The organism is Duganella zoogloeoides (assembly GCF_034479515.1).
GTDB classification, from domain to species: Bacteria; Pseudomonadota; Gammaproteobacteria; order Burkholderiales; family Burkholderiaceae_D; genus Rugamonas; species Rugamonas zoogloeoides.
Genome location: NZ_CP140152.1, coordinates 2,991,486 through 3,011,018, shown reverse-complemented (window position 1 = coordinate 3,011,018; position 19,533 = coordinate 2,991,486). Strand labels below are relative to the sequence as shown.

Genomic DNA, 19,533 nt, shown 5'->3' with positions numbered 1-19,533 from the left:
GGCTCAGGGCCGACTTCGACATCGCCGTCGTAGCATCTCGAGCGGCACCGCGTCGGCCATGGCGCGGTAGCCGGCCAGCGACGGATGCAGGTGGTCGCCCGAGTCGTACTGCGGCGCCAGCCGTTGCGGCTGCGCCGGATCGCGCAGCGCGGCGTCGAAATCGACCACCGCGTCGAACACGCCGGCTTCGCGTATCCACGCATTGAGTTCCTGCCGGTCGGCCTCGTTGGCCGGCTCCGGGTGGTAGTAGTCGCTGCCGACATACGGCGTGACGGTGGCGCCGATCAGGCACACGCCGCGCGCTCTGGCGCGGCTTGCCAGCTGGCGGTGCGCCAGGCGCAGGTCGGCCAGCAGTTGCCGGCGGTCGGCCGGCAGGTCGGGCGTGTTGCGGTGCAGGTTCCCCAGGTCGTTGACGCCGATGAGCACCAGCGCGTGGGTGACGCCGGCGCGGCCCAGCACGTCGCGCTCGAAGCGCGAGACCAGGTTCGGCCCCAGGCCGTCTTTCAACATGCGGCCACCGCCGATGCCGGCGTTGACCGTACCAATCGGAACATTATCGCGACGCAGGCGCGCGGCCAGCACATCGGTCCAGCGGTCGTTGCCATCGGTGGTCACGCCATAGCCGTCGGTGATCGAGTCGCCGATGGCCACCAGCGCGCCGGCCGCGCGCGGCGCCAGCACATCGACATCCGCGATCGCGAACCAGCGCGTCACCGTGGCGGCGCCCGGCCAGTCGGCGTCCGCTGTGCGGTTGCCGGCGGCGAGGAAGCTGCTGGCGCGCGCGCCGCTATGGCTGGTCTGGCGCGCCGGTTCGCCGGTGAAGTGCAGAGAGATTGCCAGGTCGGCGCCGGCCGGAACCTCGATGGAGACGGGATCGCTGTAATACTCGGCGCCGGCGGGGATGGTGACCGCGCTGCGGCCATCGAAGGTCAGGGCCTGCAACGTGGCGGCGTCGATGGCGGCGCGGCCGGGCGCCACGGCGCGCGCCACGCTGGCCGCATCGACTAGCAGCGGCGCCGTGCCGTATGCATTGGAAAGGCGTACCCGCACCTGGCTGCCGCCGAGCGACAGGTGAACGACCTGGCGGATGCTGGCATCGCGCCAGTCGGCCGCTGGCAGTTCGTTGGCGGTTTCCGGCAGCATTTGCGCCGCGCCCCATGAAGCGACCCAGTGCTGGCCTGGGTCGCTGGCGGTGCCCGGCGCCGTGGCGCAGCCGCCAAGCGCACCCACCGTGAAGATGATAGCCACTGCCGCAGCAATCGTGCCGCGCTTGCCTTGTTGACGTGATCCCATAAATCCTTCACACTGAGTAAATGGTAGCGCTAATCATTTTAGGATAAAGGCATGGTACAGGCAACACATTTACCGCATTCCTCCCCGTATTGCATGACACCGGTCGTCACGGCCATGCGCGTGATCCCGGTAGCCGGCCATGGCAGCATGCCGCTCAACCTGTGCGGCGCGCACGCGCCTTACTTCACGCTGGTGGTGGGCACGCCGTCCCGAGAACGGCTACTCTGGCCGCGAGACCAAGGCGGAATCCCGCCGCGCCGGACAAGATCACCGCCAGCTGGCTGGACCTATGCCCCCAATAAACCCAGCCGGGGACGTTGAGCGTTTGTAGTACCCACATAAAAAATATGGAGACAAGCATGAAAACCAACCGCAGGGACTTCCTGTCCTCGATGACCGGCGTCGCCGGCCTGTCCATGGTGTCGGCGCCGATGGCCTTCGCTGCCACGTCCGTCAACGTACCCTACAAGGACGCCGCCTTGCCGCTGGACCGCCGGGTAAACGACCTGCTGGGCCGCATGACGCTGGAAGAGAAAATCGCCCAGATGCTGTGCGTATGGCAGAAGAAGACCGAGATCCAGGATGCCAGCGGCGAGTTCTCCGCTGCGAAAGCCAAACAGGCCTACCCGCACGGTATCGGCATGATCGGCCGTCCGTCCGACCGCCAGCTGGGCCAGGCCGCCGGCGCCGGCGATACCGGCGGCGTCAAGAACCGCACGGCGCTGGAAACCGCCGTGTACACCAATGCCGCGCAAAAATGGGCGGTGGAGCAGACCCGCCTCGGCATCCCGCTGTTCATGCACGAAGAAGCGCTGCACGGCTACGTGGCGCGCGACGCCACCAGCTTCCCGCAGGCGATCGGCCTGGCTTCGTCGTTCGACCCGGAGCTCACCAAACAGGTGTTCAGCGTGGCGGCGCGCGAGATGCGCGCGCGCGGCGCCAACCTGGCGCTGGCGCCCGTGGTGGACGTGGCGCGCGAACCGCGCTGGGGCCGCATCGAGGAAACCTACGGCGAAGACGCCCACCTGTGCGCCGAAATCGGCAAGGCGGCGGTGATCGGCTTTGCCGGCGAAGACCCGGTGCTGGCCAAAGACAAGGTGTTCGTCACGCTCAAGCACATGACCGGTCACGGCCAGCCGGAAAACGGCACCAACATCGGCCCCGCCGAAGTGAGCGAGCGCACCCTGCGCGAAGACTTTTTCCCGCCGTTCGAGCGCCTGATCCGCGAGACCAACGTGGCGGCAGTGATGCCGTCGTATAACGAGATCGGCGGCATTCCGTCGCACGCCAGCCACTGGCTGCTGCACAAGGTGCTGCGCGAGGAGTGGGGCTTCCAGGGCGTGACGGTGTCCGACTACTTCGGCATCAATGAACTGGTCACGCGCCACAAGCTGGCCGCGGATCCGAAAGAGGCGGGCTACTATGCGATCAAGGCCGGCGTCGATATCGAAACGCCGGACCCGCTGGGCTACCTGTCGCTGGCCGCGCTGGTCAAGGAAAAGCGCGTGGCGGTCAAGGAAATCGACACCGTGGTGCGCCGCATTTTAAAACTCAAGTTCCAGGCCGGCCTGTTCGAGCAGCCTTACGTGGACGCCAACCGCGCCGACAGCCTGACCGCCACTGCCGACGCGGTAGCACTGGCGCGCCTGGCCGCCACTCGCACGCCGGTGCTGCTGAAAAACGACAAGGGCCTGCTGCCGCTCGACGGCAAGAAGGTGGGCAAGGTGCTGCTGCTCGGTACCCATGCCAAGGACACGCCGATCGGCGGCTACTCCGACATTCCGCGCCACGTGGTGTCGGTGTACGAGGGCTTGCAGGCCGAGAGCCGGGCCCAGGGCTTCGAGCTGGCCTATGCCGAAGGCGTGCGCATCACCGAAAGCCGCATCTGGGGCCAGGACGAGATCAAGTTCGTTGCGCCGGAAGTCAATGCGAAGCTGATCGCCGAGGCGGTGGCGGCGGCAAAGCACGCCGACACCATCATCATGGTCCTGGGCGACAACGAGCAGACCAGCCGCGAAGCGTGGGCCGACAATCACCTGGGCGACCGCGAGACGCTGGACCTGATGGGCCAGCAGAACGACCTGGCGCGCGCCATTTTCGCGCTGGGCAAACCGACCGTGGTGTTCCTGCTCAACGGCCGGCCGCTGTCGGTCAACCTGCTGGCGGAAAAGGCCGACGCGCTGGTGGAAGGCTGGTACATGGGGCAGGAGACCGGCAACGCGGTTGCCGACATCCTGTTCGGCCGCGCCAACCCGGGCGGCAAGCTGCCGGTGTCGATCGCGCGCAGCGTGGGCCAGCTGCCGATCTTCTACAACCACAAGCCGTCGGCGCGGCGCGGTTACATCGACGGCTCGACCAAACCGCTGTTCCCGTTCGGCTTCGGTCTCAGTTACACCACGTTCTCCATCTCGGAACCGCGCCTGGGCAAGGCCCGTATCGGCGTCAGCGAGAGCACCACGGTGGAAGTGGACGTGGTCAATACCGGCAAGGTCGCCGGCGACGAGGTGGTGCAGATTTACATCCGCGACGATATCAGCTCGGTCACGCGGCCGGTGCTGGAACTGAAGGCCTTCAAGCGCGTGACCCTGCAACCGGGCGAGCGCCGCACGCTGTCGTTCGATATCAAGCCGGCGGACCTGTCGTTCTACAATGTGCGGATGGAACGCTTGGTGGAGCCTGGCAGCTTCACCATCCACGCCGGCCCCGATTCGGCGCTGCTCAAATCCGTCAAGCTGATGGTGGGGTAGCCGACGCCATTTCCGCGTCCACAGGGCGCGGCGCCTGTGGTGGCATGAAGTGCGCCGGCGGGCGCACGCGCGGGGCGGCGTCGGACTGGCGCCGGATCAGCGAGAAATTCATCAACAGGTGTTCGGGTTTCAGTGGTGCGCCGTCGCGCTGGCGGCGGATTTGCCGTTGCAGCAGGCGTGCCGCTTCGCCGGCCATGTCGGTGATCGGCTGGTGCACGGTGGTCAATGCCGGCCAGATGGTGGTGGCCAGCGCGGTATCGTCGAAGCCGACCACCGTCAAGTCTCCCGGCACGTCCATGCCCAGCCGGTGGGCCACCGCCACCGTGGCTGCCGCCATGTCGTCGTTGCTGGCGAAAATGGCGGTAGGACGTTCTGCCAGCGCCAACAACGCTTCCGCCGCTTCCAGTCCCGAACGATAGGTGTACAAACCTGGCACGACCAGCTCGGGCGCGGTATCGGCGCCCGCTTCCTGCAGCGCAGCCTGGTGGCCGGCCAGGCGCCGCGCGCTGGCGGTCTGGTTGCCGTCGCCGGCGATGAAGCCGATGCGGTGGTGGCCCAGGCCAATCAGCTGGCGCGTCATCTGGTAGGCAGCCAGGTAGTCGTCGATGCTGACGGAACTGACCGGGCTCACGTCGGGATCGGGCTGGCCGCAGGCCACGGTCACCACCGGCGCGCCGGCGCTTTTCAGGCGCGCCAGGATGGCCGGATCGTCGCCGAGCGGCGGCGGCAGGATGATGCCATCGAGGTTGTTGCCGATCAGGCGTTCGATCTGTTCGAGCTGGTGAGCCTGGCCATCGCCTTTTTCCACGAACAGCTGCATATTGTGGATGCTGGACTGGTTCAACAGGCCGACCAGCAAGGCGCTCAGGTAGCCGGCGCTGGGATTGCTGTACAAGAAACCGATGCGCATCGGCCGCGCGCCGGCCAGCTTGCGCGCTTCCTGGTTGGGCATGTAGTTGAGCGCGGCCGCCGCGTCGGCGACCTTCTTGCGGGTTTTGGCGTGGACCGTGTCCTTGCCATTCATGACGCGCGATACCGTCATCGGCGACACGCCAGCCAGCCGCGCCACGTCGTGCATCGTCGGCTGGCTGCGCTCTTCTGGCGCCAATTTATTCATTGCGGGACTACCTTAGCTGGAAAATATCACTGGAAATGTTAGGCAACCATCGACCGATGGTTGCGGTAACACTTTAGCATATTTCCACCGTTTGCTTCCGGTCGTCGTACAACTGCTGCGCTACGCGCTACTTGTAGCGGTACAGCTTGACCCGTTGCGCGGTAAAGGCGCCCGTTACCAGCATCACCTGGCGGCCCTGGTGGATCTCGTCGCCATTGAGCCAGCGTCCCGGCACCCATTTGCCGTTCTCGTAGCTTCCTTCGGTGACCAGTTCCAGGCCGATGCTCTCTCCGGCGCCGGTGGCGTCCTTGAAGGTGACAGTCAGGCCTTTGCCGGCGATGAGAAATTCGTCGTCGGCCAGACGTATCACCAGGCCGCCGAACGATTCGATGTCCTTGTTGTCGGCCTTGGCCCACGGATTACCGAAGGCCACGTTCAAAGTGACGCCGCCCATGGTGGCCTGCTGCGGGGCTGCATCGACCACGCCGTCGTACGATACACGCGACTTGAAGCCGCGCGTGCGGCCGGCGCCCTGGTGCTGGTTGATCACCGGCGCCAGTTGCCGCAGCAGGCGGTAGGCGGCGGGCAGGGTGTCATCGCCAAGACCGGTGCTGTCCTCGATGCCGAACGGCGAAAAGCCGAAGGCGTCGTGCTCGCCGATGGCATAAAAGGCCTTGGCGGCGGCGTCGTGGCGGCCGGCGTTGTCGGCCTCCGGCACGAACAGCGGGTTGTCGTGGCGCTTGAACTGCGGCGCCCAGTCGGTGAAGTTGGGGAAATAGGTGTCGATCGCCAGCAGGTCGAGCGATGGCGCTGCCGCCTTCCAGACATCGAACAGGTGCGGCAGCGGACCGGCGCTCGGGTACTCGCCCGGCTTCTTGCCCGGCCGGTTGAGCGCAGCGTTCACGTACAGCGGAATCGGGTACGCGGCTTTGCCGGCCGCGCTCATGATTTCCACGAACGCCGCGTATGCCCACGCCTGGAACACCTCTTCGGCGCCGGTTGACGTCCCGAACACCTCGGCCCAGGTACCGCTGGTGCGCTGGCCCTGCGCATTCCACAAGGCCAGCAGCGACGGATGCAGGGTGGTGCGATGGGCTTGCAGGTAGTCGAGCAGGCGCTTCGGCACCTGGCCGGCCAGGGCGGCATTGGCCAGCGGGCCGAAGTCGCGCACGTCCGGCAACATGCCGATCTCGTTTTCCACCTGCACCATGACCACGGTGTGCTGGGTGTCGGCCTGCCTGAGGTGCGCCAGCAGCGCGCGGAAAGCAGCGGTATCGCGCTGCAAGGTCTGTTCGCCGAAAGGCGACAGGATTTCCTGAGCGGCGCCCGCGCGGTTCTGCGCGCGCGGGAAGCGCCTGGTATCGCGCTTGACATACGGCGGCACATAGGTGGACATCGAGTTTTTCCAGGCGCCGAACCATAGCAGGATCAGGCGCATGTCGTTGGCGCGGGCCTGTTTCAGCATGCCGTCCAGCACCGTGAAGTCGTAGCGGCCTTCCTCCGGTTCCACCTGGTCCCACTGCACTGGCGCCAGCACGGTGTTGAGCTCCGCTTTTTTCAGGGCGGGCCACAGCCGGTTGAGGTAGGGCAGGTGCGAGGCGGACGAGTTATGCAGTTCGCCGCCCAGCACCAGGAATGGCCGGTCATCGACCATGAGCTGGGTAGCCGTGCCTTGCTGGCGCAGATGCGGCGGGTTGGACGCAGCGGCGGCTGTGTCGGTAGAAATGCCGATTACGGCAATGGCGCACAACGCATAAAAGGCGCGGCGGGTCGATGCGCACAGGGTCATCGTGGTTATCCTCGGAGTCTGTCAAAAAAGAAGCACCGCCGCCACCCGGCGGCGGTGCCCATAAACTGCTCCTTGAGTCAACAAGGGAGCAGGGAGCGACACATCAGAACTTCTTGCGCAAGCCGAAGGAATAGGTGCGGCCGGGAGCGTACTCGGTAAAGCGGGCGTTCGAAAACTGGAAGTAGGTCTGCTTCGCGTCGCGGTTCAGGTTGACGATGTCGAAGGTCAGCGTCGGCCAGCCGTCGCGGTCCAGCACCTGTTCCAGGTCGATGCTCGACGAGAAATCGAGCTGCTTGTAGTCGTTCACGTACAGGTTGGCCAGCGTGATGCCGTTCTGGTTGCCGGTAGAGACCTGGCTGCCCTTGGAGAACGTGTGCGACAGGCGCGCCGAGTAGCCGTAATTCTCGTAAAAAAGCGAGAAGTTGTTGGTACGCTTCGGTACTCCCAGCGCCACGAAGCCCTCGCTGCCTTCGCCACTGGCGCGCTGGGTGATGAAGGTGACGGTTTCGTTGAAGCCCAGGCCCTTGAACGGCAGCAGCTTGTCGAGCGGCTGCACCCAGCCCAGTTCCAGGCCGCGGATGCGCAGCTTGCCGCTGGCATTGCGGGTGCGCGTCATGACCACGTTGGCGGCGTTCGGGCCACCGCGGTCGTTGATCGCGCTTTGCTGGTTGGGCGTGAGGTTGTTGTAGTTGATGCCGAAGGCCGCCAGGTCGGAAAACGGCAGCGTCAGGTTCTCGTTGGCGGTGAAGCCGTCCACCTTTTTCTGGAACACGGTGGCGCTCACGTAACCTTCGCGGCCCGTGTACCAGTCCAGCCCCAGGTCGATATTATCGGACAGGTACGGTTTCAGGGTGGGATTGCCGATGGTGCCGATGTCCGCCGACGGCGAGGAGAAGTTGATGCCGGGGCGCAACGCGTTCGGGTCGGCGCGCGTCATGCTGCGCGAGACGGCGGCGCGGGCCACGATGTCGCTGCGCAGGTTGAGGGCGGCGGTGGCCGACGGCAGCGTGTTGTTGTAGGTGGTCTCCTGGTACACCCACTGGTCCACGTTCGGGTACTTGCTGCCGTTGAGCGGCAGGGTGGCGTTGCGCGGATCGGCAAACGAATTGTACGAGCCCACCTCCTGGCGGGTGCGCACGTAGCGGATGCCGGCGTTGTAGCGCAGGTCCAGGCCCCACGGCTTGGCTTCGCCATTGAGTTCGGTGTAGATGCCGGTGGTTTTTTCGGCGATGAAGCCGGCGCTGGCGCCGGTGGACGACGACGTGGCGTACGGTGCGTTGTTGTTGTACGTGTCGTAGTTGGAATCCTTGCGGAAGCGGTCCCAGTCGATGATCGGGCGGCCGTACGGGCCGGGCACGATGTAGCTGGCGAGCGCGCTTTGCGGGATCAGCGAGCCGCCGTAGGTGAGGGCGTCGGTGCGGCCGGCGGTGTAGCCGGTGCCGAAGCCCGGGTACAGCGCGGCGGCGCTGGCGCCCGGCGTATTGGCGCCGTTGCAGGCAGGGCCGCCATTGGGGCCGGCCAGCAGCACGCTCGGGTTGTTGCCGCACACGGCGGCCTGCCACGCGGCCGAATTTTCCTGGGCGCGGATGCGGCGGTTGATATCGTCGTAGGCGATACCGGCCTTGATGTTGAAGGCGCGGTCGCCCCAGGTCAGATCCGTGTGGGCGCCCTTGGTGCGGGTTTCGCGCAGCTCGTTGGCGATGTTCACGCGGCCGCCGGCCCACGCATAGTTGCCCGGGTTGTTCAGATCGAGGCTGGAGGTGATGTTCGGGATGCCGCCGCCGTTGTTGTCATAGGTGACCGTGTTGCCGCTGTTGGCAGGCGTGATCGGCATCACCGTCGGCGCTTCGTGGGTAAAGCGGCTGCGCGTGTAGTTCACTTGCGCGTCGAGTTTCAGCTTGGGCGTAATGGTCCATTCCATGCCGGGGTTGATGCCCAGCAGGTCCACCTTGTCGCGGCGCGGGCCGTACTCGATGAAGTTGAGCGAGTTGGCAAAAGTGCCGCCGGTGACGGTGCAGCCGGCGCTGCAATCGCTGCGGTCCACGGTCATGTTGAGCGGGATGACGCCGTTGTTGCGCACGGCCCAGTTGTAGGCCACGCGCTGGGCCTTGTCGTCACGCTTGCTGTACATCGTGTCGACGTAGAAGTGCAGGTCGTCGGTCGGGCGGTATTCGCTGCTGAAAATCGCCGAGAGCTTGTCCTTGGTGCCGAAGTAGTCCATGGTGCGGCCCAGGCGCGGCAGGATGGCGTTGTCGATCTGCTCGATGGTAAGACCCGGATTGTGCTGCAGCAGGAAGGCTTGGTCGATCACCGTGCCCGGCACCAGCCCGTTGCCGGCGTTGGCCGGCACCACGGCCGGGATGTTCCAGTTGCCGCCGCCGGTGTTGTTGCGGGTGGGCGACGTGTTCTGGGTGGCGCTCAGGTTCGGGTTGGTCCAGCCCACCGATTCGAAACCGGTGGTGCGGATCTCCTGGCGCGACACCGAAATGCCGCCCAGGATGCCGAAGGTCTTGCCCCAGGTCTGGCTGGCCAGCAGCGAACCCCGGCCCCCGGTCTTGTCGGCGATCTGGTTGCGGGTGCCGGTCACGCTCATGGCCACGGTGCGGCCTTCCTTGTCGAACGGGCGCGCGCTGCGCAGGTTCACCACGCCGGCGGCGCCGCCTTCGAGCATGCTGGCCGATGGGCTCTTGCTCACCGTGAGCTTGGTGAACAGGTCGGTGGGCAGCAGATCGAGATCGACCTCGCGGTTGCTGTTCTGGCCATCGATCGGGCCGGACGACGCCACCGCGATCTGCGCATTGTTCAGCAGGATCTTGGTGAAGCTCGAACCGAGGCCGCGAATCTGGATGTTCATGCCTTCGCCGGTGACGTCGCGCGAGACGCCCACGCCGGGAATGCGGCTGAGGGACTCGGCGATATTCTTGTCCGGGAATTTGCCGAAGTCCTCGGCGTTGATCGAATCCTGGAAGCCTACCGCTTCCTTCTTGTCCTTGGCCGACGAGATCAGGCTGTTGCGGTAGCCGCTCACCTCCACCTTCTGGATCGTCGCTTCGTCCACCGGGGCGGTGGGTGCGGTGGGTTGCTGGGCATAGGCCTGGGCGATCAGGCCGGCCATCATGGTGAGTCCACAGGCCAGGCGGGCAGGCACGCGGCGGCCACCGCCGGTTGGGGTGAGGGTACTGGGCATTGCTGTCTCCTAATGGTTTTTTTGACTGCTTTTTTGTTATCTGCCGCAGCCCTGTATTTGTTATGGTACCGCGACCATTTGAGTGTAGAAGCGTTGCCAAGTTGTTGTCAACAGAAAGATTTCGCAAAATGTCATGCGCTACCATTTTGCTCGCGGCGTGGCTAATCGACAACGCCGGCTTCGGTGCGCCGGCGCTCGGCTACAATGCCGGCTACCATTCCTGCGGAGTTATCCATGTTGCGCATTACCCTGACCATCCTGCTTGCGTGCTTTGCCACTGGCGCCGCCGCCAGCGAAGCGGCTACCGGCACTTTCACTGCCAACAGGAGCTGCGAGGCCTACGCGTCGTTTGCCAAGCGCACCAATCCGGGTGCCGCGCAGGTGACGGCAGGCCAGGGCTACACGGTGCGCGAGATCAACAAGGCGGACTACGACTGGGTGCGGGTGGAAGTGCCGGGCGCCGAGCCGAAGCTGCGCTGGGTGCAGCGCGACTGCGGCGCGGCGGTGCTCGAACCGATGGAGGCGCGCTCCACCCGGCAGCCGCGCGGCAGCGATCCGGCGGCAGACGGCGGGTCGTGCAGCATCGCGAACCGCCAGGACAGCTACGTGCTGGCCGTGACCTGGCAGCCGGGCTTTTGCGAACACTTCCCGTTCAAGGGCACCAAGCCCGAATGCGACGCCATGAACGGCGGCAAGCTGGAAGCGAAGACGCTGAGCCTGCACGGCCTGTGGCCCAACAAGAAGGAGTGCGGCACGCGCTATGGCAGCTGCGAAGGCCCGCCATTCTCGCTGTCCAAGGACACCATTGCCAAGGTGGCGCCGTGGATGCCCAACTTCTATTACGAGCGCACCTTCGGGGCGTATGAATGGAACAAGCATGGCAAGTGCCAGGAACTGGGCCCGGACGACTACTTCATCAAGGCCGTATCGGCGGTGCGGGTGGTCAACGATTCGGAAGTGGGCAAAATCATCCTGGGCAGCACCGGCAAGAGCATCCGGGTGGACGACTTTTTCGCACGCGTGAAAGCGCGCCATGGCGAGAAGGTAGCCGCCAGTCTGACGCTGGTGTGCAGCCAGCGCAAGTACCTGCAGGAGATCCGGGTGTCGCTGCCGCTGGAATTCGGCACCGACCGCGACCTGGCGGCCATGGTGGGCAACGCCCAGCCGGCGCCGGCGCGGGTGCAGGGCTGTGCCGACGAGATCTACATCGAAGCGGCCGGACCAAATTAACTCTGCACGGCGAGCTTGCGTGCGGCCTTGCGCCGGTACATGGCGTCGTCGGCGTCGGCCACCAGTTCCGCGGCGGTGACCGGCTTGCGCGGCGTATTACCCGGCGCCTGCAGCATCGCCACGCCGATGCTGGCACCGGCCACCAGGTCGTGTCCTTCGATGCGGTGCGGCAGGCCCAGGCTGGTTTCCAGTTTTGCCACCACGAGCGCGGTATCGGCAGCGTCGCTGCCCACTAGTACCACGGCGAATTCGTCGCCGCCCAGGCGCGCCGCCAGGTCCGACTTGCGCAGTTCCGCGCCCAGGCGCGCAGCGGCGCCGGTGAGCAGCACGTCGCCGGCGCCGTGACCGTAGGTGTCGTTGATATGCTTGAAGCGGTCGAGGTCCAGGTAGAGCAGGGACAAGGGCGCGCCCGAGCGCGCGCACAATTCCACCTGCCGCTCCAGGAACTCGGAAAACATGGCGCGGTTGGCCAGGCCGGTGAGCGGATCGTGCGTGGCCTGGTGGCGCGCCAGCGCGTGCATGCGCGCCGCATCGACCAGCGCGTTGCCCACCTCGTTGGCCTCGCGCAGACCGTATCTGGCTGCGACCACCGGTTCGCCGCGCCCCAGCGCCATGGCCGGCGCCACCAGCGCGCCGATCGACTGCGTGATGCGGTTGCCGATGCGCCAGGCAGTGAGCAGGCTTGCCACCAGCATGACGACGGTCACCAGTACCAGCAGCCATAGCTTGCGATTGAGTTCCGCGTTCAGCACTTCGAGCGGAATGCCGATGCCTACCGTCCAGCCGGAAGCGCCCGCGCGTGTCATCACGGCCAGGATCGGTTTGCCATCGAGAGTGCTGGTTTCGATCGCGCCTTCGAAACCTTCGTGCATGCGCTTCATCACTTCGGGCAGCGCCTGGTGGCCGACAAAGCGCTGCATGTCCTGGCTGCGTGCGACCACGATGCCTTCGCGATCGAGAATGCTGGTGATCCAGTGCTGCGGATAGCTTTGCTGGGCCAGCAGGGCGTTGAAGCGCTCCACCGTGACGGAGGCGCTGAGCGCTCCCACGGTGTCCGGCCGGTCCGCCGGGTACCGCACCGGTATGCCGATCGACGCCACGTGGCGCTGCGAGACGGCGGCCACGAACAGGTTCGATATCGCCGTCGCCTCGTGCTGCTGGATGTGGCGCAGCGCCGGCCCCACCTTGGACGGCGGCAGTGCGGCGCCGTATGGCACAAAGGTGTTGAGCAGTTGCTGGCCGCCGGCATTTTCCAGCACGATGTTGAGCATGTTCTGGGCGGCCGCCAGGCCGCGCGCCTGCGCGTAGAATGCGGCCAGGTCGTTGCGCGCCAGGTCGGGCGAGGTGGCCAATGCGCGCAGCGCCGCCTCCACGGTGGCGAACTCCTTGTCCACGTCGGTCGCATTGGCGCGCGCGGTGGCCATGGCGCCGGTGATGAAGGCGGCGCGCGCCTGCGTGTAATCGTAAGCGATCAGCAGGATCGCCATCAGCGATGCCGGCACGATGCACGCCACCACGAGGTACAGCAGGCGGGATCGGATCGAGGGTGCGCGCATGGTTCTTCTGGTTCTGATGATAAAGGGCTGCCTGCGATGTTACAGCAGCAGGTAAAATTTGTGTCTCAATAGCAAGAAAATAAGTGAAGCTACGTAGCCGATCGGGCCGGTAGCGTTGTATCTGCGGGATTTTCGACTATCATGTCGGCTATCTTTTACGGAGCAACCATGCACCTCGTCAGCTGTACCGAAGAACGCCACGCGCAAGCTATCCTCGATATCTTCAACGACGCCATCGCCAATTCGACGGCGCTGTACGAATACCATCCGCGCACGCTGGACACCATGAACAAATGGTTCGCGGCCAAGCGCGCGGGCGGCTACCCGGTGATCGGTTATGAAGACGCGAGCGGCACGCTGCTCGGTTTTGCCAGCTATGGCGCCTTCCGTGGCTACCCGGCCAACAAGTACGCGGTCGAGCATTCGGTGTATGTGCGCGGCGACCAGCGCGGCAAGGGCCTGGGCCGCGCGCTGCTGGAGCAGGTGATCGCGGCAGCAGGGCAGGCCAACCTGCATACCATCGTTGGCGGCATCGACGCCGACAACCGCGCCAGCATCGCCCTGCACGAGCAACTCGGTTTCGTCCACGCCGGCACCGTGCGCCATGCGGCCTTCAAGTTCGGGCGCTGGCTGGACCTGGCGTTTTACCAGCTGATTTTGCCCACGCCCGCCGCACCGGTGGACGGCTGAACGCCTTGCAATTCCCCTGTGCCGCCCCTATACTTCGCCGGTAGTCAAGCTTCTGGTATGCGCGGACATCGGGTTAAATCCGGTTCCGCATATTTAAATGGGAAGCCGGTGCGCCCGACCAGGGCCATGCCGGCGCTGCCCCCGCAACGGTAGTCGAGGCCAAGGAAGTGCAACAGCCACTGTGCGCAAGCATGGGAAGGCGCACTGCCAGGAGCAATCCACTCGTCAGCCCGGAAACCAGCCAGTAGCCGTCAACACGTTTGTATTGCGGAGGGCGATACGGGTGAGTGCTGCGCCGCCCTGTTCATCCGTTCCGATGCATCCCCGGCCGCTTCCCCGCTATTCTTCCTCCGCGTACTTCCACGTATCCACGCACCCTGGAAGGAAGATCATGCCCGTCACCCCAGTCGTCTCCGGTCAAGCCGAAGTTTCGAACGAAGCTGAAAACGGCCTCGTCACCCTGCGCGAAAAAATGATCCCCGCGCTGTGCGCCGCCGGACTTGGCGCCGTGCTGCTGTTCGGCGCCGGTTTCGCGTCGATGGAAGCGCTGCACAATGCCGCCCACGACAGCCGCCACTCGGCGGGCTTCCCGTGCCACTAAGCCGCGCCAGCAATGGCGCCAGGGCGCCGGCCGGCATTTTCAACGGCATCGTGCGCACGGCTGCCGCCGCCGGCATCGTCGCCGGCTTGCTGCTGACCGGTGTGCAGCACCTGCAAGTGATTCCCATCATTCAGCAGGCCGAGGTCTTTGAAAAGGCGCAGGAGGCCGCTCCTGCATCTGAATCTGCTCCTGCCCCCGCCGAACATGCCCATGCCGCCGATGTGGCGCCGCACGCGCATGGCCACGATGGTCATGGTGCGACGGAAGAAGTCCATAGCCATGGCGGCTGGGAGCCGGAAGACGGTTTCGAGCGCACCGCCTACACGGCGCTGGCCGATGTCAGCATGGGTGTCGGCTACGCGCTGCTGCTGGCTGCCATGATCTGCCTGCGCGGCGGTGCGGTGACGTGGCGCAGCGGCATGCTGTGGGGCGCGGCCGCTTACGCCGTGTTCTTCATCGCGCCGTCGCTTGGCCTGCCGCCCGAATTGCCGGGCACCTTGGCCGCGCCGGTGTCGGCACGCCAGGCCTGGTGGATCTGCACCGCGTTCTCCACCGCCGTCGCGCTCGGCGTGCTGGTCTGGAGCCGCAACGTGTGGTTCAAGGTGGGCGCCGTGGCGCTGCTGTTCGTGCCGCACCTGGTGGGCGCGCCACAGCCGCCGGTGCACTCGATGGCCGCGCCGGCCGAACTGGTTGGCTCATTCATCATCGCCACCGCGCTGGCCAATGCCGTGTTCTGGCTGGCCCTCGGCGGGTTGACCGGCTATTTCTACAAAAAATTCGCCTGATAGCGTGCCGATTCCATGAGAACCCACCACCGCCACATCTTCATGTGCGTCGGTCCGCGCTGCGAGCCGAAAGAAGGCCGCGCACAGGCCGTGTTCGAACACATGGGCAAGGTGATCGACGACTATCCCGAGCTGGCCGTCAAGCGTACCCGCACCCATTGCATGGTGGCGTGCCGCTTCGAGGGGCCGGTGGTGGTCGTGTATCCGGAAGGCGTGTGGTACCAGCGCGTGAATGAAGCCAACGCCGAGCGCATCGTCCACGAACATCTGCTGGGCGGACGCGAAGTATCCGACCTGGTCTTCCACCGCCTGGGCGTGGGCGACACCTGCGAACCTGGACCGAAATGACCGAATCTTTAAATTTGCGCCGCAGTGAGTCTGATCTCGCGCTGCTCACTCACGCCTCCAACGACCTGACCGTGCTGCACCAGGCACAGGCTCAAATGCCCGAAGGCTTCGGCCCCGTGATGGGTGTGAACCTGCAGGCGCTCGGTGAAGAATCCACGCTGGCACAACTGCTCGACGGCGAACTGCGCGCAGCGCGCGTGATCGTGGTGCGGGTGCTGGGCCGCCTGGGCGGCGTACCCGGCTTTTCGGACCTGGTCGAGCATGCGCGGCGCCACGGCCGGCACCTGATCGTCGTCAGCGGTACCGGCGAGCCCGATCCCGAACTGGCCGCCGTATCTACCGTCCGTTCCGACGTGCTGGATATGACTTTGCAGTACTTCCGGGCCGGCGGCAGCGCCAACCTGGCGCACCTGCTGCGTTTCCTCTCCGACCATTTGCTGCTGACCGGCTTCGGTTTCGAGCCGGCGCTCGCGTTGCCCGATCATGGCATTTATCACCCGGACCTGGCGCCTGGCGCCGACCTGGCCGCGTGGCAGGCGCTGGCCGATCCGCAGCGCCCCAGCGTGGGCATCGTGTTCTACCGCGCCCACTGGATGAGCGGTAACACGCGTTTCATCGACGCGCTGCTGAACGCCCTCGAAGCGCGCGGCATGAATGTGCTGCCGGTGTTTACCGCGTCGCTGCGGGCCGGCGCCAGCGACGGTAACGGCAAGCTGCCCGACGCCTTGCGCTACTTCGGCAGCGTTGAAGGCGCTGTGACCCGCGCCCACGTCGATGTCCTGATCAACACCACGTCGTTCGCCATGGGCGAGATCACGCCGGGTGGCCCAACGCCGGCCGGCTGGTCGGTGGGCGTGCTGGAGCAACTCGATGTGCCGGTGCTGCAAGCGATCACCAGCGGCATGACCCTGCCGCAGTGGGAGCAGTCCGCGCGAGGCCTCAACCCGCTCGACGCGGCAATGAACGTGGTACTGCCGGAGTTCGACGGCCGCATCATCACGGTGCCGCTGTCGTTCAAGGCGCGCAGCGCCGGCATGCCGGGCGACGCGGTCGAATATGATCCGCTGCCCGACCGCGTGGCGCGCATCGCCGGCATCGCCTGGCGCGCGGCACGCCTCAAGCGCGTGCCCAACGCGGAGAAGCGCGTGGCCTTCATGTTTACCAATTCCAGCAGCAAGGCGTCGCAGATCGGCAACGCCGTGGGGCTCGATGCGCCAGCTTCGCTGATGCGCATCCTCGAATCGATGAAGCAGGCCGGTTACGTGATCGGCGACCTGCCGGAAAGCGGCACCGCGCTGATCCACGACCTGGTGGCGCGCTGCTCGTACGACAATATCTACCTGACCGCAGAACAGATGCGCGGCGCCATCGGCCGGGTGCCTGCAGCCCAGTACCAGCAGTGGTTCGACGAGATGCCGCAGACCATGCAGGACAAGATGACCAGGCAGTGGGGCGCCGCTCCCGGCGAGGCCTATGTGCACGAAGGCCACGTGGCGCTGGCCGGCATCGAGCTCGGTAACGCTTTCGTCGCGCTGCAACCGCCGCGCGGCTACGGCATGGACCCGGACGCGATCTACCACCAGCCCGACCTGCCGCCCACCCACCATTACTATGCCCTGTACCGCTGGCTGCGCGACGTGTGGCAGGCGGACGCCATCGTCCACGTGGGCAAGCACGGCACCATGGAGTGGCTGCCGGGGAAGGGCGTCGGATTGTCGGAAGAGTGCTTCCCCGACGCGCTGCTGGGCGACTTGCCGCTGTTCTATCCGTTCATCATCAACGATCCGGGCGAAGGCTCACAAGCGAAGCGCCGCGGGCACGCGGTGGTGGTCGATCACCTGACGCCGCCGATGACCACGGCCGATACCTACGGCGCGCTGGCGCAGCTGACGCAACTGGTGGACGAGTACTACCAGGTCGAAGTGCTCGATCCCGCCAAGCTGCCGTTGTTGCAGCAGCAGATCTGGGAACTGGTCAAGCAGACCAACCTCGATGCGGATTTGCAGATGCGGTTGCTGCATCATGACCACGACCACGACCACGATCATGGGGATGGTCACGGCCACGGGCACGCGCACGGACATCACGACCACGATCATGGGCACAAACACGGGCACGATCATGGGCATCATCACGATCACGGTCACGACCATCATCATGGCCACGGCCACGATCATGACCATGATCACGCACGCGACGGCGAACTGCCGGCCGCGCTGTCGGCCATGGGCGGCTCCGACGTCGCCCACCTGATCGAGGATCTCGACGGCTACCTGTGCGAACTCGGTTCGGCGCAGATCCGCGACGGGTTGCATATCCTGGGCCGCCGCCCGGACGACGCGCAAATGCCCGACATGCTGGTCTCGCTTACGCGCCTGCCCAACCTCGATATCCCGGGGCTGCAAGCGGAAATCGCCGGTTTGTTCGGCCTGAACATGGACATGCTGCTCGACCAGCAGGGCCGGCGCCTGAACGTCGATCCGGCGCTGGCCCGCATCTCGGGCCGCGCCGTGGTCTCGCGCGCCAATGCGCTGGAAGCGGTGGACCTGCTGTGCGCGCGCCTGTTCACGGCGCTGGGCGAGGCCGATTACGACGCCGCGCGCATCGACGGCGTGCTCGCTGCGGTGTTTGCCGGACTCAATACCGCCACGCCGGCTGCACCGCTTTTGCAGCCTGCATTGAAAGCCACCGCCAATGTGCTGTCGCAGATGGGTAAGCCGCGTGCCAAAGTGGCCGCTGTCAAACCTGCGGCGCCGGCGCCGGTGAAGTCGTCCGGCACTGCGCGTTTCGATGGCTTGCGCAAGATCCTGGCATTCGCCTGCACCGACCTGGTGCCGAATCTGACCCGCGCCACCGACGAAATCGACAACCTGCTGCACGGCCTGTCAGGCGGCTACGTGCCGGCCGGCCCCAGTGGTTCGCCCACGCGCGGCATGGCGCACATCCTGCCCACCGGCCGCAATTTCTATTCGGTTGATCCGCGCAGCGTGCCGTCGCAATCGGCCTGGCGCGTGGGGCAGCAGCTGGCGCGCGAAGTGCTGGAGCGTTACCAGCGCGAGACCGGTAAATACCCGGAAAGCGTGGCAATCAGCATCTGGGGCACCAGCGCCATGCGCACCCACGGCGACGATGTCGCGCAGATCCTGGCGCTGTTGGGCGTGCGCCCGGTGTGGCGTGCCGAAAGCCGCCAGGTAAGCGGGGTGGAAGTGATTCCGCTCGACGAACTGAAACGCCCGCGCATCGACGTCACCACCCGCATCAGCGGCTTTTTCCGCGACGCCTTCCCGCAGCTGATCGACCTTGTGGACGACGCCGTCAACCAGGTGATCCAGCTTGACGAACCGCTCACGCACAACTTCGTGCGCAAGCACTACCTGGCCGAACTGGCCGGCCTGATGACCGACGGCGTGGCGCAGGGTGAGGCGGAAACGCGCGCTGCCTACCGTATCTTCGGCGCCAAGCCGGGCGCGTACGGCGCTGGCGTGCTGCCGCTGATCCAGCACCGCAACTGGGAAGCCGATGGCGATTTTGCCGAGGCGTATGTCAACTGGGGCGGCTATGCGTATGCGCGTGGCACCCAGGGCTCGGACCAGTGCGATGCCTTCCGCACCCGCCTGAACGGCGTGCAGATCGCGCTGCACAACCAGGACAACCGCGAACACGATATTTTCGACAGCGACGACTACCTGCAATTCCATGGCGGGATGATCGCCACCATTCGCGCGCTGAGCGGCCAGCAGCCGCGCCATTATTTTGGCGACAGCCACGATCCGTCGCGCGCCCAGGTGCGCGACCTCAAGGAAGAGACCATGCGCGTGTTCCGCTCGCGCGTGATCAATCCCAAGTGGCTGGCCAGCATCCAGCGCCACGGCTACAAGGGCGGCCTGGAATTGACCGCCACCGTCGATTACCTGTTCGGCTACGACGCCACGGCGCAGGTCATGGACGACTGGATGTACGAGGACGTGGCGCAGTCGTACGGCTTCGACTCCACCATGCAGCAGTTCCTGCAAGAGGCCAACCCGTGGGCGCAGAACGCCATTGCCGAGCGCCTGCTGGAAGCGGCTACGCGCGGCATGTGGGCCGAGCCGAAGCCGGAAACGCTGGAACGGCTGCGCGAGCTGTACCTGCGCAGCGAAGCGCTGCTGGAAGAGCGCGGCGAAACTCCGCGTAACGGATAAAGGCTGATA

General features: G+C 65.8%; 12 protein-coding genes and 1 riboswitch. Of the genes, 7 read left to right on the top strand and 5 right to left on the bottom strand.

The genetic code is table 11. The features are described from left to right. Nucleotides 1-3: 3 nt before the first annotated feature. Nucleotides 4-1,293: an SGNH/GDSL hydrolase family protein gene (locus SR858_RS13295; RefSeq protein WP_154819828.1), complete on the bottom strand. Its 1,290-nt coding sequence runs from the start codon at nucleotides 1,291-1,293 to the stop codon at nucleotides 4-6. A gap of 359 nt (nucleotides 1,294-1,652) precedes the next feature. Here SR858_RS13295 and SR858_RS13290 point away from each other — a divergent pair, with 359 nt between their 5' ends. Then, complete coding sequence (locus SR858_RS13290; RefSeq protein ID WP_019921283.1) at nucleotides 1,653-4,040, top strand: glycoside hydrolase family 3 N-terminal domain-containing protein; 2,388 nt, start codon at nucleotides 1,653-1,655, stop codon at nucleotides 4,038-4,040. Here SR858_RS13290 and SR858_RS13285 read toward each other — a convergent pair. From SR858_RS13285 to SR858_RS13275, 3 genes are all read right to left on the bottom strand, one after another. Next, nucleotides 4,021-5,157 (bottom strand): LacI family DNA-binding transcriptional regulator, encoded by a 1,137-nt coding sequence (locus tag SR858_RS13285; protein ID WP_019921282.1) that lies wholly within the window; start codon nucleotides 5,155-5,157, stop codon nucleotides 4,021-4,023. The two genes, SR858_RS13290 and SR858_RS13285, sit on opposite strands and share 20 nt — an antisense overlap. A gap of 127 nt (nucleotides 5,158-5,284) precedes the next feature. Further along, nucleotides 5,285-6,946 carry a GH35 family beta-galactosidase gene (locus SR858_RS13280; RefSeq protein WP_019921281.1) on the bottom strand — a complete coding sequence of 554 codons (1,662 nt, stop codon included), beginning with the start codon at nucleotides 6,944-6,946 and terminating at the stop codon, nucleotides 5,285-5,287. A gap of 103 nt (nucleotides 6,947-7,049) precedes the next feature. Then, complete coding sequence (locus SR858_RS13275) at nucleotides 7,050-10,133, bottom strand: TonB-dependent receptor (RefSeq protein ID WP_019921280.1); 3,084 nt, start codon at nucleotides 10,131-10,133, stop codon at nucleotides 7,050-7,052. Between the two features lie 234 nt (nucleotides 10,134-10,367). On the opposite strand from SR858_RS13275, the gene SR858_RS13270 reads away from it, so the two are divergent. Then, a complete protein-coding gene (locus SR858_RS13270; protein WP_019921279.1) occupies nucleotides 10,368-11,363 on the top strand; it encodes a ribonuclease T2 family protein in 996 nt (331 codons plus the stop codon). Here SR858_RS13270 and SR858_RS13265 read toward each other — a convergent pair. After that, a complete protein-coding gene (locus SR858_RS13265; protein ID WP_019921278.1) occupies nucleotides 11,360-12,919 on the bottom strand; it encodes a sensor domain-containing diguanylate cyclase in 1,560 nt (519 codons plus the stop codon). The two genes, SR858_RS13270 and SR858_RS13265, sit on opposite strands and share 4 nt — an antisense overlap. A gap of 168 nt (nucleotides 12,920-13,087) precedes the next feature. Here SR858_RS13265 and SR858_RS13260 point away from each other — a divergent pair, with 168 nt between their 5' ends. From SR858_RS13260 to SR858_RS13240, 5 genes are all read left to right on the top strand, one after another. Beyond that, entirely contained in the window at nucleotides 13,088-13,609 is a 522-nt protein-coding gene (locus SR858_RS13260) for a GNAT family N-acetyltransferase (RefSeq protein ID WP_019921277.1), read from the top strand. A gap of 53 nt (nucleotides 13,610-13,662) precedes the next feature. Beyond that, a riboswitch (cobalamin riboswitch) is annotated at nucleotides 13,663-13,869 on the top strand. A gap of 131 nt (nucleotides 13,870-14,000) precedes the next feature. Further along, on the top strand, nucleotides 14,001-14,210 hold the full coding sequence (locus tag SR858_RS13255; protein ID WP_019921276.1) for a CbtB domain-containing protein: 210 nt from the start codon (nucleotides 14,001-14,003) through the stop codon (nucleotides 14,208-14,210). Continuing rightward, nucleotides 14,201-14,995 (top strand): CbtA family protein, encoded by a 795-nt coding sequence (locus tag SR858_RS13250; RefSeq protein WP_019921275.1) that lies wholly within the window; start codon nucleotides 14,201-14,203, stop codon nucleotides 14,993-14,995. The genes SR858_RS13255 and SR858_RS13250 overlap by 10 nt, the downstream gene beginning before the upstream one ends. Nucleotides 14,996-15,010: 15 nt before the next feature. Further along, nucleotides 15,011-15,343: a (2Fe-2S) ferredoxin domain-containing protein gene (locus SR858_RS13245; RefSeq protein ID WP_040377602.1), complete on the top strand. Its 333-nt coding sequence runs from the start codon at nucleotides 15,011-15,013 to the stop codon at nucleotides 15,341-15,343. Beyond that, a complete protein-coding gene (locus SR858_RS13240) occupies nucleotides 15,340-19,524 on the top strand; it encodes a cobaltochelatase subunit CobN (RefSeq protein ID WP_040377600.1) in 4,185 nt (1,394 codons plus the stop codon). The genes SR858_RS13245 and SR858_RS13240 overlap by 4 nt, the downstream gene beginning before the upstream one ends. The last annotated feature ends 9 nt before the right edge of the window (nucleotides 19,525-19,533 follow it).

What these genes read in the sequence shown, in the direction of transcription:
- SR858_RS13295 (WP_154819828.1), bottom strand. Translation starts at nt 1,293, where the DNA reads ATGGGATCACGTCAACAAGGCAAGCGCGGCACGATTGCTGCGGCAGTG.
- SR858_RS13290 (WP_019921283.1), top strand. Translation starts at nt 1,653, where the DNA reads ATGAAAACCAACCGCAGGGACTTCCTGTCCTCGATGACCGGCGTCGCC.
- SR858_RS13285 (WP_019921282.1), bottom strand. Translation starts at nt 5,157, where the DNA reads ATGAATAAATTGGCGCCAGAAGAGCGCAGCCAGCCGACGATGCACGAC.
- SR858_RS13280 (WP_019921281.1), bottom strand. Translation starts at nt 6,946, where the DNA reads ATGACCCTGTGCGCATCGACCCGCCGCGCCTTTTATGCGTTGTGCGCC.
- SR858_RS13275 (WP_019921280.1), bottom strand. Translation starts at nt 10,133, where the DNA reads ATGCCCAGTACCCTCACCCCAACCGGCGGTGGCCGCCGCGTGCCTGCC.
- SR858_RS13270 (WP_019921279.1), top strand. Translation starts at nt 10,368, where the DNA reads ATGTTGCGCATTACCCTGACCATCCTGCTTGCGTGCTTTGCCACTGGC.
- SR858_RS13265 (WP_019921278.1), bottom strand. Translation starts at nt 12,919, where the DNA reads ATGCGCGCACCCTCGATCCGATCCCGCCTGCTGTACCTCGTGGTGGCG.
- SR858_RS13260 (WP_019921277.1), top strand. Translation starts at nt 13,088, where the DNA reads ATGCACCTCGTCAGCTGTACCGAAGAACGCCACGCGCAAGCTATCCTC.
- SR858_RS13255 (WP_019921276.1), top strand. Translation starts at nt 14,001, where the DNA reads ATGCCCGTCACCCCAGTCGTCTCCGGTCAAGCCGAAGTTTCGAACGAA.
- SR858_RS13245 (WP_040377602.1), top strand. Translation starts at nt 15,011, where the DNA reads ATGAGAACCCACCACCGCCACATCTTCATGTGCGTCGGTCCGCGCTGC.
- SR858_RS13240 (WP_040377600.1), top strand. Translation starts at nt 15,340, where the DNA reads ATGACCGAATCTTTAAATTTGCGCCGCAGTGAGTCTGATCTCGCGCTG.